A 15,501-nucleotide genomic window follows, 5' to 3' on the forward strand; every position below is an offset into this window, starting at 1 on the left:
ATATCCAAAGGGTTGATATGAAAAGTGTAGTTTATCTATTTGGGTTGTTAGCGCTGTGAGTGCAATCGGGTTTAAAAGGGGATAAAAATGTGACGTGTTTTGCAGAAAGCTTCTCATAACGCCAAGCAAGAAGCAGAGCGTTATGAGCTTTTCATGCCAGTTTTTAACCTACGATGGAAGAGGCATTGTGCTTCATCGCTTGGCAGGTATTTTCAAGTTCTAGGAGCTGCGCCGCTGGAACAGGCTTGCCTAAGAAAAAGCCTTGTGCCACATCGCAATTTAGACGCTCGATCAGCGCCAGTTGTGTTTGGGTTTCTATACCTTCTGCCACAACTTTCATTCCGAGGTTGTGAGCCATTGAAATGATGGCACGTACCAGAGAGTCATCTTTGTTGTCTTGCTGGGTTTGCGCGATAAATGAGCGATCGATTTTAAGCCCATCAAAGTTAACTTGTTGAAGATAGGACAGGGCAGAATAGCCAGTACCAAAATCATCTAACCAGACTTCAATACCAGTGGCTTGCAGTTTGCGCAAAACGAAGTGGGCTTTTTCGATGTCGTCCATCAAAAGTGACTCCGTCACTTCTACGTGAATGTCTTTGGCGGATACATTGTATTGCGATAAAAAGTGCTCAAATATGAGGCTAAGATCCTGACGGTAGATTTGTCGTGGGGACAAGTTCAACGCGATATGAAAATCATGGTCGAATGCTTCTGCCCATTCCGCTCTTTGCTTGATCGCGGTTTCGATCAAATGCTCACCAAGATCGAGAATCAAGTCGTTTTGTTCTGCAATCGGAATAAACTGTTCAGGGCCAATGTAACCTTTCTCGGGATGATTCCATCGCACTAAAGCTTCAACCCCAACCAACTGGTAGGTCTTAAGGTCAAATTTAGGTTGATACCAAAGCTCAAACTGCGATAAGTCGTGGATGGAGCGACTCAGTTCTCTTTCGATATAGAGTCGTTGTTTCACCGTCGCATCGAATGCGGGATCGTAAACGGACATAATGTCTTTGCCGCGACGTTTTGATTCTTGTGCGGCAAGGGATGAAAGTTGCAGCAACGAATCTGCGTTACAGCCAAACTCTGGATATACCGCAACACCAAGGCTGGTGGTTAAGCGGATATTGTGACTGTCGAGCCTCAATGGCGATAGCACTTGTCTATGAATTTGGTTGGCAATCTCGCGCGCTTCTAAGCTGTTGTTGCAAGGGAATACGACGACAAACTCATCCGCCCCAACGCGGCTTGCGAGTATCCATGGTCGATAATCTGGTTCGATATAAATTGGCAGTTCCTTTCTCAATAGTGCCGAAAGGTGCACCAGTAATTTGTCCCCAACATTGTGGCCGTAGTTGTCGTTGATGTGCTTAAAATCATCCAAATCGACAAATAGGACGGCAAGCGCTGGCGCTCGCTTGGCGCTGATTTGTTCTTGAAGATCAATCAGCAGCTTTTCACGATTAGAAAGCGAAGTCAGAATGTCGTGATAGGCCATGAACTCAACACGGGTTGTGTAGGTGTTTACCTTGTTAGACATCTTGTTATAGGCAGTAATCAGCTCACCAATTTCATCTTTGCGTTGAATATCGGTAACTGGAAGTGCTTGGGTATCAAATTCCGAAAACTGTTCACTCAACTGTTTGATTGGTTTCACCAACGAGCGACCTACAGCGAACGCGAATAAGCTACCCATGAAGATAGAAATAATGCTGATTGCCAGCAGCAAAATAAACATGTTGTGTTTATCTTTAGACGTTATCGCTGCAACTTGTGCAATGTTTTGCTCTTTTTCTTCTAATAAATGGGCAAGGTTGAGCTCCAAATATACGGCTCCAAGCGTCACATCTGATTGGTGAATAGGCGCGGCAATTTCCAGTTGTTCTCTAGATAGAGCGACTTGGACACGTTCTTGTTCAATGGCCTTAAGAATAAAGTCTGAGCGGTAGTGGGGCTGAGCAAACATGGCAAGCTGAGGTGTACCGTCGTGGAATACAAGTCCATCGTTATCTACAACATGGATTTTTGATACGTCCGGTTGGCTTAAGGTTGCCGTAATCTGTCCATAGACTTGGCTGATGTTATCGTTGTAAAGCGGATCAAACAGCTGCTTAGACAACAACTCCGCGTACACTAATCCTTTTTGTTTGACGTAGGATTCCGTCTTATCTTGAGAATTTTGCGTAATCTGCTGCGCGAGATTGTTTGAGTATGTGTCGTAGCCATGCATGTAAAGTACAAGGTTGACCACAACCACCAAAACAACGACGGAGATGGTCGCGAAAATGTATTTGGTTTCTAGCGAAAGTTTGTTCAGCATCAGTTTGCCTTTGGTAGCAAGTTAACAGACTTTCGAACCGTGTCGAGAGACGTTGCCATATCTGGCGTGAGTGCTGATATGCGCTTGGTATTTTGGAATACATCCAAGGCATGCAAACCTTCTGGTGAGGCATCCATTTTCAATAAAATCGATGTAATTTCATTTTGGGTCGATTGGCTCAAAGTAGGCGACGCTAAAACCAAATCACGCGGGATCTCAACCGAGTTATGGAAAATGGTCAGTTTTTCCTTCATGTTTTCTGGCAAATCTTTTGGGTTGTTCCAGTTGAAATTACTGAACGCCCCGGCGGCAACGCGCTGTTTATACACCCAAACGGATAGGTTGATTTCGTTGGATTGTTCCAAATGTTCATCCAAAAACAAATAGCCGATACGGCCTTTCGTTGGGTGAGCATCAATAGAGCGAAGGTATTCTAATTTTTCGCCTTGGTTGAGCAATGTAATGGCAGGTAAGTAAAAGCTGCTGGTGGAGTTGCGACTCTCGAAAATGAGCGTTTTGCCGCGCAGATCGGCCAAGGAATGAATGCCACTGTCTTGATGGGTGAAAAATACAGAGTGGTATTTTTCGAGTCCCTTTTTCCACCTTACGGCGAGCACTTGGCTGTTAGATTCTCGTTCTAGGGTTACGGCGTTAAACGGTGTAGCTGTTGCAATTTGAACGCTGCCATTTTTGAGAGCAACTGCAAGTTGTCCATAGTTGTTGAAGACTTGTACCGACCCAGAGGTATAACCGAGGTGATTCAGCCTTCCGGACACATATTGAGCAAAGGGTGTCGCCTTTTTGATTTTACTTTTTGCTTTGTCGGAAACGATACCTACGGTGAATACGAGGTCATTGACGGGTTGAGCGCTAGCAAGAAAGGGGGAGCTTAAAGAAGCAAGCAGTAAGAGTGTGCAGGCAGGTTTCATCCGGCGTCAACATCCTTGGGTATGTGTTCTTGAACGACAAGATTCATAATAAAAGCAAATTGCACTTCAACGAAGCGCACAATCATTCAGTAATTATTGAGTTAGAACTCAAAAAGTGACTCGGTCACGTATCTTTCAAATAGTACCGATTTTGAATGTTAAGTACAGGAGTAATGTCGCTCTTTCAGCGACTGAAACACAAGTGAAACAGGGGATTTGTCGGCGTTCTGAGAAACAAGGCTCACTTAACTTGAACGGTGTAAGTGAGCCTGAAAATAAAATGAGAGGTTAAGCAAAGACTTATGCTGTTTGGGTTATCAGTGTGGCTAGTTACGACATACGTTCTAACTGTTTTACGTATTTTTGCTCTAGCGCTTCATTACCTGCCGCACGTTCTAACTCGATCATAAGTTGCAGTGACGGTTTTTTCACACCGTACATTTGATTAAATCGCATCAGTCGAATTCTTGCATCGGTAAAGTTGCCACTTTCTATTTCGAGTTTAGCCAGTTGGAGAATCGATTTTGGGCGGTGTGGGTCGTGATCGATAGCTCGCGTAAAGTAGTATTTTGCTTTGCCTTTATCTTGTGATTTCAATGCGCAGAAAGCGGCGTTTTCGTAGCTTGCAGGGATGAGGTAGTAATAAGGTTGTTCAATTGCGCGGTTAAACATTTGGTCGGCTTGTTGGAAATCACCTCGTTTACATAGAAATGTTCCGTAGTTATTGAGCACGTTGCCGTTTTTGGTGTGTTGGCGTAAAGAGCGTTTGTACATGTCTTCTGCTTTCGCATCTTCACCAACGGTTTCGTAGTAGTGCGCCATAGAAAGCTGTGCGCGATAGTACTGTGGGGCGTGGCTCAAGGCTTGTTGCAAGTTGTCGTGCGCTCGGATCATATTGCCACCTTCGAGATAACCAAGCCCAAGAGCGATGCGAGATTCTGCCATAGCAACAGGATCGGCCTTCACGATAGGAGCGCCGTTTTCTTTTACGGTAACACAGCCTACGAGTGCAAACTGAGTCATCAACATTAGTGCACTGAGCGTTACGGTTTTCATTCTTCTTCCCCACATCCCTGAATCTGACAGCATGATATGAATTACGTAGCAAAAGCCCATTGAGGAAAAAGCACTATGCGATCAGGTTTGCAAACTGATATGAAAAAGCCGCCAGATGGCGGCTCGGTTCACAAACTTAATTTGTTGATTTAATCGTCTTTAGTGAAAGCATCTTCGCTGAAGTGATCCAGATCGTAAGGCGTTTGTTGGTATACGCAGTAGTTGAGCCAGTTCAAGAACAGCAAGTGTCCGTGGCTTCGCCAACTCGCAATGGGAGAGTTGTCAGGGTTGTTGTTCGGGTAGTAATTGACCGGAATTGCCGGCTCCATCCCTTCACCCAAATCCCGAATGTACTCATTGTGAAGAGTGTGCGAGTCATACTCTGGATGGCCGGTAACAAAAACGTTTCGCTTGTCTTTGGTCGTTGCCAGATATACGCCCGCCACATCGGATGTGGCGAGAATATCTAAGTCAGTATGTTCTTCTAAAAAGTGTGGCGAAAAATCGGCATAACGCGAATGGGGCGCTAAAAACGTATCATCAAACCCACGCAAAATAGGGTGGAATGGATTATGAATTTGGTGATGATATACACCGGAAAGCTTTTCTTTACGCGTTTTTTTCGGCAAGTCATACAATAACTTTAAGCCAGCTTGCGCTGCCCAACACACATACAACGTCGAGGTAACATGGTCTTTCGCCCATTCCATGATGGTTTTTAAATGATCCCAATAGATCACATCTTCAAATTGCACTAGACCAAGTGGCGCACCAGTGATGATAAGACCGTCGAAATTCTTCCCTTTTACCATCTCAAACTGACGGTAAAACGTATCTAAATGCTCGGTTGGTGTGTTTTTGCTTGGTCGATTATCTATGCGCAGTAGCTCGACGTTTACTTGCAATGGACTGTTTGAAAGGAGGCGAAGAAACTGCGTTTCTGTTTCGATTTTCTTGGGCATCAAATTCAGAATCAGTACTCGCAAAGGACGTATTTCTTGACTCGCGGCACGAGTTTCGCTCATTACAAAGATGTTCTCTGTCCTTAGTACATCTGAAGCAGGTAGTTGATCTGGAATTCTAATTGGCACGACTTTCTCTCCCTAAGCTTAGTCAATCTAGACGTCTATACTTCTAAAGCTAACTTAAATTAAAATGGATGTCGATACGAAATGTGACTTTAGCCAAGGTTATTTCAAAACGCTGATAGCAGAAGATGGCGACACCTATTAGATAGTATGGGAAAGGCACAGCAAAGCAGCCAGCAATTGTGATTAAAACAGGGTTTCTGATGAGACGAGGTTGAAACGAGGTGACTATTATTTGATGCGCATTATGCGATCAAGTTAGTATACAAACGTGACTTGAATGTAACTTAGTCTCTAAATCGTGAGCCATACTAAAAACTATTCGCTCGCTCGACCCACGTTGTGTGCGGTATTTGGAGACATCGTCAGTGGAGGACATTATGTTCGGTATTTTTAAGAAAAAAACGAAAATTCAGAGCATTGCTCAAGAGGTTCCAAGCGTGTTGTTGCGTTCGTTTGGCGATAAAAACACTTACGTTCCCGATGAAATTGATCAGGCACTTCAAGAGCTTGGCTATGACAAACAGAAAGATCTGAATCATCATTATTACGCGTATGGCATGTTCGCAAGCGAATCATGTTACGAGCAACTAGGCCTAACCGATGAGCTTGGGAACTACGGCCATTTTCAGCGCGAAGTCGGCAAAATGCTTTTGAACACACCTGAGCCAATAGACATGCATATCTACTTCGAAATTTCTCAGCAATACCAAAGAGAAGGCAAACGAAATACCCACTAGAGCGCGTGGGATTGCAAGCATGCTTTGCATGATTTTTAGACAAAATATGTAAAAACAAAAAGCCGCGACAGGTAACTGCCGCGGCTTTAATCTATTGCGTATTTCGGAAAAATTAGCTTGCTAAAGCTTCGATTAGTTGAGCTTGAGAGCGAACTTTTCGATTGCGATACATCACCGCCGCGATAGCTGGCAAACTAAATGCGATGAACCCCAGTACGAGCGCATACGCCCCCGTTTCTGCGCTGATACCTGCTGGTACGTCGAACGACACCACGATAGTGATCATACAGCTAATTAATCCTAAACCTGCCACTAAGCTCATCCCCACTTTGCCACCAGGGACACGAAATGGTCGTTCGATGTCTGCGTGTTTGCGTCGTGACACCAAAAAGCTAATAAAGATACACACGTACATCACCATGTATAACTGAGTCATTAAGATATTCAGCAACCACATACCTTGGTTAACGTTTGGAACCAAAATAAACACTAAGGACAACACGCTAACGATGGCCCCTTGCAATAAGAGTAGGGCGACAGGTGCTTGGTTTTGATTTTCTTTCGCCAGTGCGATTGGCATAAACTGGTCTTTCGCCGCCACATGCAGGCTCTTTGTCGGTGCAATAATCCAGTTGTTCAAGCTTGCTAGCGTGCCAAACACAATCGCCAAAGCTATCACAGGCAGCATGAACGAGAGGTTCAAATCATCAAAGAAGGTTTTGAACGCCAAGATCACACCTTCGCTTAAGCTGGCGTGATCGCTTGATACCACCGATGAAATTGACAGTGAGCAAGCTGTTAAAGAAACCAAAATCAGCGCCGTAGAAGCCAAGAGTGCTTTTGGATACGCCTTTTGTGGATTTTCTACTTCACTTGCATATGAGGTGGTAATTTCTAAACCAGTCAATGAAAGCACTACAGCGGTGAAACCTGCCCCAATTCCATCTTGAGAGAAATCGGGTAGCCAGTCAGAGACATGACTAAGGGAGATATGAGACTCACCCGGATTGGTATATGCCCAGTAACCACCCAAGCCAATGATCAGCAAAATTGGGAAAATGAGCCCTAGAGTGCCAAACACGTTTGTGATCATCGATGACAAACGTAAGCCGAATATATTTACCAATGTTAGCGCCCAAAAAATCACGTTAATCATGATTAACATGAAAATATTATTCTGCGCCAGTTCAGGGAAAAATGGGTAGGCACCTGTAGCGACAATGAAAGAGATCAGCGGCGGGTAATAAACGATATTTTCCGCATATTGATACCAAACGGTCGCAAAGCCGAAGTTAGGTCCAATCGTTTCTTTTCCCCAAAGATAGACACCACCCTGTTGAGGGTAAGTCGTGCTTAGCTCGGCACACACTAAAGCTGTGGGAATGAAAAAGCATAAACCAGCAAGTAAAAAGAAAGAGATGGCATGACTACCAAATAAGGCGGCACCCGGTATGTTTCTGATGCTATCAACGGATGTAACCGTAATCATGATCACAGAGAAAACACTGAGTTTAACAGCGGACTTGGCGATATTGCTCATTCGATACCTTTAATAAACGAGCCACGAATTCATGGTTGGAAAACCCGCGTGCTACAAGTAAGACGCGCGTATTGTAGGGTTGTTATAAACGGCGGGTATATAGCGAAAAATGGTATGTATTTACCCAAAAATGAACCGAAAACTCAGTGATTTATTTGTAAGCAATATAAACGTTTGCGTTGGTGTATTGGCGTGAAAAAAGTAAAAGAGACACACAACAAACTGCCTCAGGTTGACCTTCACCCAAGGGTAAGCGTTAAGTTAAAGGGAACGAAAATCGTTAAGGAGAAGTCAAATGGGATGTTGTAATCAAGCGCCAAAAGGTGGAACAGGCAAGCTATCATACTTAATGTTAGTTATCGCTGGATTGTTTGCGGCTATTTTTCTGATCGCCGTTCTTTGGGGGTAATACGCAATCCAAGGTATTGTAAATACACGGTTATGTTTATCCAAACTTTATGAAAGGCGGGTGGATTCATTTCATCAGTAGATGTTAATGTCCGAGCTCGTCTTTGGTGTTTTTGCACGCCCAACATATTCTTGTAAAGTTCTTATTGTGTAGTGTGTCGAAGAACCATAGAATCCGCGCGCTTTAATTTATGTTATTAGCGTTATCAATGATAAAAGTGCTTTTTATTATCATTGTTTCTCCCGCTTATAGATGCCCGCATCTGACATTTCACACATGAATAAATACAAAAAGCCTGAATTTAAGGCTAAATTTCTTTTACCTCGTTATTGGGGTACGTTAATTCTCATCGGCGTGATGTACTCATTGAGCCTTCTTCCTTTTAATATTCAATTAGCGCTAGGACGCGGTATTGGCCGTTTAGCCATGCGAATAATGAAAAAGCGTCAAGTGACGATACGGCGCAATCTTGAGCTTTGTTTTCCTCACATGGGCGAATCTCAACGCGAGGCAATTTTAAAAGATAATATCGACAACTCCGGTATTGCACTCTTCGAAACAGCGATGGCATGGTTTTGGTCAGATAAAAGAGTCAGTAAGCACGTTACGATTAAAGGAATGGAGCATTTAGAAGCGTTAGAAAAGTCCGGTAAAGGTGCCTTAATGTTGGCCGTCCATTCAATGAACTTGGAATTAGGTGCTCGCGCATTTGGCATTCAAAAATCTGGGACGGGTGTCTATCGACCAAACAACAATCCGTGTTTCGACTATTTCCAATACAAAGGTCGTTCTCGTTCTAACCGTACGTTGATCGATCGTAAAAATGTCAAAGCCATGCTTGAAGCGCTCAACTCTGGCGAGCGTGTTTGGTATGCGCCGGATCATGATTACGGTAACAGACGTTCGACGTTTGCTCCGTTGTTCGCGGTTAAAAATGCCTGTACAACAACAGGCACTAGCTTGCTAGTCGATAATACAAATTGCGCAATTGTCCCATTTACGATGGTCAGAGGCGAAGATGGGCATTATACCTTGACGATTGATGCGCCAGTGGATGGTTTTCCAAAAGACGACCCCGATAGTGCTGCGGCTTTCGTTAATAAAATTGTTGAAACATCTATTATGGCAAGCCCAAGCCAATACATGTGGCTCCACCGACGTTTTAAAACCAGACCAGAAGGGGAAGACTGCTTGTATAAACCAAGACTTGTCCCTGCAATGGATATCAGTATTTAAAAAGAAAAATGCCCAAGGAGCTAAGTTCCTTGGGCATTTACTTTCTAGAGTCTTAACTCGTGGGTCTTAACGTTATATTAAGTTCAGCAGTTATAGGTAACGACTTTTTAAGTGGGCTTGGAAGTGTTGAGCATTAAGCGTTTCACCTGTTGCTTGTTTTACGAGCTCATCGGTCGTTAACAAGCTGCCTTTGCTCCAGATATTGTCTGATAACCAAGTAAAGATAGGTGAAAGGTCACCACTTTGAATTACACCATCAACGTCGATAGTCTTCTTCATCGCTGCCATAAACTGTGCCGCGTACATGGCTCCTAGTGTGTACGATGGGAAATAACCAAAAGAGCCGTCTGTCCAATGGATGTCTTGCATACAACCATTTTTGAAGTTGCCCTCTGTAGATAGACCCAGATACGCTTTCATTTTCTCGTTCCACAATTCAGAGACGTCAGTGTGTTTAATCACACCGTTCATGAGATCTCGTTCAATTTCGTAGCGAAGGATAACGTGCGCAGGGTAGGTCAGTTCATCTGCATCAACTCGGATGAAGCCTTTTTCTACTCGCGTGTATATCTTCGCTAGATTGTCCTTCGCGAACTCGTTGCCAGAGAAATGATTTGAAGCCAAGCGAGCAAGATGATCGATAAAGGCGTTGTTGCGGCCAATTTGCATCTCGAAGAATAGAGATTGTGACTCATGAATGCCCATCGAGCGCGCTTCACCCGCTGGTGTGCCAGCCAATTCCTTAGGTAAGCCTTGTTCATAACGAGCGTGACCAGTTTCGTGCACGATTCCCATTAATGATTGCATAAACTCACTCTCATCGTAACGAGTTGTGATACGCACATCGGTAGGAACGCCGCCACAGAACGGGTGGACACTCTCATCGAGTCGACCATGCTCGAAATCGAACTGGAGCAGCTTCATCACTTGCAAGCCCAGTGCTTTTTGTTTTTCAGCAGGGTAATGGCCGTTAGGAAGCAGAATGTTATTTGATTTTTGCTTTTCAATTGCTTCGTCAATTAAAGAAGGCAACCATGTTTTGACGTCAGAAAACAGTGTATCTAAAGAAGCCGACGTCGTGCCTGGCTCGTAAACATTCAGCATCGCATCGTATGGCGTTGTGCCATTTGCGTCTGCACGAATTTGAGCCTCTTCTTGGGATAGCTTTACAACTTCTGCCCAGTTCTTCTCAAAACCGGCCCAGTCATTATTAGCACGCTGTGTTCGCCAAGCGTGCTCACACTTCGAACCGGCAAGAGAACTTGCTTGAACTAATGATTCTGGAAGAAGGTTTGCAAGCTGCCATTCGCGTTTCATTTCACGTAACATGGCTCGCTCTTGCGTGGCGAGGGTTTCTTCTTCTGCTTGTGCAAATAGATCCTCAAGATGCGGCTGAGTCATGAGCGAGTGGATGTGTACTTCAAGTTCAGCCATTGCGTTGGAGCGTGCTTCAGCACCGCCTGATGGCATCACAGCTGCTTGATCCCAGCCTACAATTTCTAATAAATGGCCAAAGTTGGCGACTTTTTTTGAATGTTCGACGAGTTTTGTAAATGCATTCATTGTGACTACTCTTATTTTTGTTCTTTCCCTAAACACCCGAAAAGGGTCCTTCACATCAAGTCGCGCTAAGCAACTGAAGTTAATTTACTAATAATTAACATTTAATGACGTCTCATTGTCCACAAATTCATCCGGTTGTATAGCGCTCTTAAAAAAGAAGCTTGCGAATCGAGTTGATTGGCGGTATTGATGACGCATTACCCATTAATTATCACAACAATATGGACATACTAAATTTTGAAGCGTTTCTTATCGCTATCACGATTTTAACGCTGACGCCGGGGCTGGATACCGCATTAGTTCTTCGTAATACAAGTCGTTCGGGCTTAAAAGATGGGTGTACAACAAGTTTAGGCATTTGTTTTGGCTTGTTTGTACATGCGTTTTTCTCTGCCGTGGGCATTTCTGCCATCCTTGCACAATCCGCTGAGCTATTCCAAATCGTTAAAATGATTGGAGCCGCGTACCTCATTTGGCTTGGTATCAGCAGTTTGAAAGCGCTAATGGCTTCAGACGGAGGCATTACTGTCGCTGAACAAATTCAGCAGGTATACAGTGGAAAACGTTCGTTTAGAGAGGGCTTTCTCTCAAATGTACTAAACCCAAAAACGGCAGTGTTTTACTTGGCATTTTTACCGCAATTCGTTAATCCGGAAGGCTCACCATTGTTGCAATCTATGACGATGGCCGCTATCCATTTTGTTATCGCAATGGTTTGGCAATGTGGCTTGGCGGGGGCTTTAAACTCAGCAAAGAACTTGCTCAAAAATGCCAGCTTTATGAAATGGATGGAAGGAGTAACAGGTGCTGTGCTTGTTGCGCTAGGAATTAAGTTACTGATTGAAGAACCACTTTAAATGCGCAATTTATACCGACTTGCTTTAATGCTGACGCTGTTTTTGTTGGGGTTTGCGAGTGCTGTTGCTTGGATGACATTACCACAAATCAAGTTTTCACCTCGGGGGATGGAGTGGGGGTGGCACTGGGCGCACTTTGAGCCGTTTTCTAATGGTATCCAAAAGGCGCGAACGCACGACACCAAACAGCTCTTGTTAAGACGAGTTTACCTTGACGATGCGATCGTCGTTTTTGTATCTACGACGTTAGACAACAAGTTTGAAATCGATGTTGTGCAGGAGAAAACTTGCAAACCGAACGCCACAACTTGGGCATCCGTATCAGTGAATCGCCAGCGAATGGCGCATGTGCCAATGGTGTGTGATAGCGTCGGACAGAGTTATTTTTACCGTTACATAGGTAAGCATTTAGATTCGCTAGAATTTGGCGTTGATGAGTCTTTCATTACGGAAGATTTTGCCCATTGGCCAATCGCGGATATTAAAGTTGATCAGTTCAAACAGCAAAACGCTAAGTTTTTTGAACAGCGTGGAGAGAAGGTTGAACATCAGTGGTTACGTGATTAACGCTGTCATCTGAATCTAGATAAAAATAAAGCCCGCTAAACATGAGCGGGCTTTGTGTTTTAAGGTTTCTAACTCGTTTAAGTGCAGGCTTAACGGTTCTTTGTAGAGCTATGCTTTTACCGCATCAAGATCATCAGATTGAACTGAAGGGTTAAAGAACAATTTAGTTTCTGCTAGTACAACATGACGAAGCGCAATCAAACCAATAAGGTTAGGGATCGCCATCAAGCCATTTACGATATCTGCCAGAATCCAAATCATGTCTAGATGCAGGAACGCACCTGAAGCCACTAGAGCAAGGAAGATAATCTTGTAAGGCAGAACCGCTTTTGTGCCCATTAGGAACACCACACAACGCTCACCGTAGTAGTTCCAACCAAGGATCGTTGTAAACGCAAAGAACATCAGACCGATAGACACCAGCATTGGGCCAAATGTTTCTGCGTTGAGACCAACAGCAAAGGCATGCGTTGTCATCGCGGCACCTGACAAGTCACTTTGCCAAGCGCCAGTTAGGATCAGGGCTAGACCTGTCATGGTACAAATGATGATGGTATCGAAGAAGGTACCTGTCATCGAAATCAAACCTTGTTTAACACAAGAGTCTGTTTTCGCTGCTGCTGCGGCCATTGGCGCGCTACCCAAACCCGATTCGTTGGAGAATACACCACGCGCAATACCAGATTGGATTGCCAACATGATGCTAGCACCTAGGAAACCGCCCGTTGCTGCGGTAGACGTGAAAGCAGATACCAACACAAGTTCAACAGCATTTAGTAGTTGATCTGCGTTCATGATGATCACGCTAAGACACGCCAGCACATAAAACAGCGCCATTGCTGGAACCACTTTACCTGCGACACTTGCGATAGATTTGATGCCACCTAGAGTTACAAATGCAACCAAAAGCGTCAGGATGAAAGCTGCAAGCTCACGGTTTACACCTAGAGAGATTTCACTTGCATCAAGAATCGCATTTACTTGCGGGAACGTACCGATACCAAAACAAGCAACCCCAAGTGAGAATACCGCAAACATGATGGCTAGTGCTTTAGAGCCAACACCATATTGTAGGTAGTACATTGGGCCACCAATCATTTGGCCATTGTCGTCAACGCGTCGATATTTAACAGCAAGCAGACACTCAGCGTATTTCGTCGCCATTCCGAATAGGGCAGCAAGCCACATCCAGAATAGGGCGCCAGGGCCACCAAGTTTGATTGCGGTTGCAACGCCGACAATGTTACCAGTACCGATAGTTGCAGAAAGTGCAGTACAAAGTGCTGCGAAGCTAGAAACGTCACCCTGTTTATCAGATGACTTATCTTTACTGAATACCATCGCTAACGCGGTTGGTAGGTGCTTAAACTGGATCAAGCCTAGGCTAAAAGTGAAGTAAACACCGGTTCCCACAAGCAAAATAAGCAGTGGTGGACCCCAGACAAAGTTATCAATGGTTTGTAGTAAAGATTGTAGGTCGTTCATGATTTCCCCTTAATAAAACAACTAATAAGGAGAAGAGGGAAAGGACGAGATCAAGGATCTCTAATAGAACTAAGCTATTTAAAGAAGGCGGGAACGCCAAATAGTTAGGTTGTAACTTTCCACTCCTCTGTCCTTTTGCCTGAGAGTTTCACCCCGCACACATGTGCAGGACTTGCTCCTTCGGCGACCGATTTAACGGTTCTCTCCAGAGGTTCCTCCAACTACAGTCCCCGCTACCAAGGTAGCACCTGAAATAGTTAATTCTTCGGCGAGTTAATCTAACCAAATGTTAAAGTTTGGTTAATAACCACTCTCCTGCAGTCTTCATCGGAACAATTACTCAATCAAATGAGTAAAGGTTAGTTAATGATGCTGGTCACCATTAACGTGTGAACTCTATCATGTTTCTTGACCATTTCAACACCCTTGGACGATTTATTTTCAACACATTTTTGAACAAAAGGTATTTTTATGACGTACTGGATAGAGGTTTGTTGAGTAGAGTAGGGAACTGATACTATTTCTATCGGCAATATTCGCATTTCTCAACATAATTGTTGGTAATGCATCGCCAGTGAGCCTTAGGTAAGTTATTCAATTAAGAGCACAAAATTGATCCAATCTAGCACACGCGAATGAAAATCTACGCTAAGTTGACCTTGCGTAACGTAGAAATGAGTTACAATAAACTTTTGTGAAACTGTCTCAGGAGTTAGTCAGTTTTACGCGATTGGACAAGGAGGCTGTATGACCAGATTGTTAGCCATTGCGGTATTGATAGTTGTAGCGTTTGTGCTATTCCGTTATCGAACCAATGAAAAAGTCCAAAAAGCGACCGTCATAACATTGATTGGCGCATTCCTGATTTATACCGCATCCATTGTGATTGCGGAACTGATTCGCTAGCAAGATAGAAGAGTCCTTGGAGTAATATACGGTGACTTCTCAAAAAAATATTGAAGAACAAGATGAAGTGGTTGTCATTGAGGAACGTGACAAACGCACACACATATATATCGCAATTGCAGCGGTACTAGGCTTGGCATTTGGGGGCTTGGCTGGCTCTGTTTTGACGGCGAATAAATGGGAATCTACTTACCAAGTTTTAGAAGATAAATATCAAGCGCTTGCTCAAGATAAAACCGCGTTAGTTTCTCAAGTTAAAACTCGTGAAGAGTCGCTAGACAAAGAAATCCAAGAAAAAGTGGATGCACTGCTCGCAGAAAAGGACGCCGCACATCAGAAAGCGCTGAAAAAATTACAAGCTCAGCTTACCGAGGTCGAGAAGGTTAACTTGTCGTTGGAATCTCAAGTGAAGCAACAGAATGACAAGTTGAGCTCAAGCAAGACAGAGAATGAAAAGCTCACTCGCCAAGCGGATATGCAAGCAACCATGTTTGAACGCTCTCGTGAAGTGTTCCAGAAAGAACTCAAAATCTCGCAAGATCTAGAAGCGTTAGAGAAAGAGCGCGAGAAGCTACTGCCGAAAATCGACAAGCTGAAGAAAGAATGTGATGTGTTCTTAGAAGGGAAGTCGTGGGATGTAAAATCCGATGCTTGCGATAAGCACGATGAAGCAAATTCTCGACTTAGCCAAATCGATCAACTAATTGAAGTCTACAAAATGGATCTCAAACAGATCAAAGAAATCACATCGGATATGGGTTTATAAGCTCAACAATACACTCGATTGTTCATATAAAAAGGA

At 43.9% G+C, this 15,501-nt stretch carries 13 protein-coding genes and 1 riboswitch; of the genes, 6 read left to right on the forward strand and 7 right to left on the reverse strand.

The features are described 5' to 3' along the window. Positions 1-163: 163 nt before the first annotated feature. The 4 genes from OU793_RS13545 to metA all read right to left on the reverse strand — a co-directional run bounded on the left by OU793_RS13545 (position 164) and on the right by metA (position 5,399). On the reverse strand, positions 164-2,323 hold the full coding sequence (locus OU793_RS13545; RefSeq protein ID WP_005464359.1) for a GGDEF domain-containing phosphodiesterase: 2,160 nt from the start codon (positions 2,321-2,323) through the stop codon (positions 164-166). After that, positions 2,323-3,252, reverse strand: coding sequence for a phosphate/phosphite/phosphonate ABC transporter substrate-binding protein (locus tag OU793_RS13550; RefSeq protein ID WP_140103279.1), 930 nt, complete (start codon positions 3,250-3,252; stop codon positions 2,323-2,325). The genes OU793_RS13545 and OU793_RS13550 overlap by 1 nt, the downstream gene beginning before the upstream one ends. 330 nt (positions 3,253-3,582) lie before the next feature. Further along, a complete protein-coding gene (gene pilW / locus OU793_RS13555; protein ID WP_025590378.1) occupies positions 3,583-4,308 on the reverse strand; it encodes a type IV pilus biogenesis/stability protein PilW in 726 nt (241 codons plus the stop codon). 149 nt (positions 4,309-4,457) lie between these two features. Further along, complete coding sequence (gene metA / locus OU793_RS13560; protein ID WP_023623471.1) at positions 4,458-5,399, reverse strand: homoserine O-succinyltransferase; 942 nt, start codon at positions 5,397-5,399, stop codon at positions 4,458-4,460. A 377-nt stretch (positions 5,400-5,776) separates the two neighbouring features. On the opposite strand from metA, the gene OU793_RS13565 reads away from it, so the two are divergent. Then, complete coding sequence (locus OU793_RS13565) at positions 5,777-6,136, forward strand: hypothetical protein (RefSeq protein WP_005477703.1); 360 nt, start codon at positions 5,777-5,779, stop codon at positions 6,134-6,136. A gap of 112 nt (positions 6,137-6,248) precedes the next feature. On the opposite strand, the gene OU793_RS13570 is transcribed toward OU793_RS13565, so the two are convergent. Continuing rightward, on the reverse strand, positions 6,249-7,676 hold the full coding sequence (locus OU793_RS13570) for an APC family permease (RefSeq protein WP_140103278.1): 1,428 nt from the start codon (positions 7,674-7,676) through the stop codon (positions 6,249-6,251). Between the two features lie 685 nt (positions 7,677-8,361). On the opposite strand from OU793_RS13570, the gene OU793_RS13575 reads away from it, so the two are divergent. Beyond that, a complete protein-coding gene (locus tag OU793_RS13575; RefSeq protein ID WP_005500398.1) occupies positions 8,362-9,321 on the forward strand; it encodes an LpxL/LpxP family Kdo(2)-lipid IV(A) lauroyl/palmitoleoyl acyltransferase in 960 nt (319 codons plus the stop codon). A gap of 90 nt (positions 9,322-9,411) precedes the next feature. Here the strand turns inward: OU793_RS13575 and OU793_RS13580 are convergent, their stop codons facing one another. Continuing rightward, positions 9,412-10,884 carry a carboxypeptidase M32 gene (locus OU793_RS13580; protein WP_171970955.1) on the reverse strand — a complete coding sequence of 491 codons (1,473 nt, stop codon included), beginning with the start codon at positions 10,882-10,884 and terminating at the stop codon, positions 9,412-9,414. A 221-nt stretch (positions 10,885-11,105) separates the two neighbouring features. On the opposite strand from OU793_RS13580, the gene OU793_RS13585 reads away from it, so the two are divergent. Together OU793_RS13585 and OU793_RS13590 are read left to right on the forward strand one after the other, a co-directional pair. Further along, entirely contained in the window at positions 11,106-11,741 is a 636-nt protein-coding gene (locus OU793_RS13585) for a LysE family translocator (protein WP_005464660.1), read from the forward strand. Beyond that, complete coding sequence (locus tag OU793_RS13590) at positions 11,742-12,308, forward strand: hypothetical protein (RefSeq protein WP_005477711.1); 567 nt, start codon at positions 11,742-11,744, stop codon at positions 12,306-12,308. A 108-nt stretch (positions 12,309-12,416) separates the two neighbouring features. Here OU793_RS13590 and OU793_RS13595 read toward each other — a convergent pair whose 3' ends face one another. After that, positions 12,417-13,793 carry a sodium:alanine symporter family protein gene (locus OU793_RS13595; protein WP_005464704.1) on the reverse strand — a complete coding sequence of 459 codons (1,377 nt, stop codon included), beginning with the start codon at positions 13,791-13,793 and terminating at the stop codon, positions 12,417-12,419. Positions 13,794-13,910: 117 nt separating this feature from the next. Beyond that, a riboswitch (glycine riboswitch) is annotated at positions 13,911-14,012 on the reverse strand. A 528-nt stretch (positions 14,013-14,540) separates the two neighbouring features. Between OU793_RS13595 and OU793_RS13600 the strand changes: the two genes are divergently transcribed. Then, positions 14,541-14,699 (forward strand): hypothetical protein, encoded by a 159-nt coding sequence (locus OU793_RS13600; RefSeq protein WP_005477734.1) that lies wholly within the window; start codon positions 14,541-14,543, stop codon positions 14,697-14,699. Between the two features lie 31 nt (positions 14,700-14,730). Continuing rightward, the gene (locus OU793_RS13605) at positions 14,731-15,465 is read left to right on the forward strand and encodes a hypothetical protein (RefSeq protein ID WP_005464478.1); all 735 of its coding nucleotides are present in this window, start codon (positions 14,731-14,733) and stop codon (positions 15,463-15,465) included. Positions 15,466-15,501 lie beyond the last annotated feature (36 nt).

It is taken from the genome of Vibrio sp. VP6 (assembly GCF_028823755.1).
Taxonomy (GTDB): domain Bacteria; phylum Pseudomonadota; class Gammaproteobacteria; order Enterobacterales; family Vibrionaceae; genus Vibrio; species Vibrio parahaemolyticus.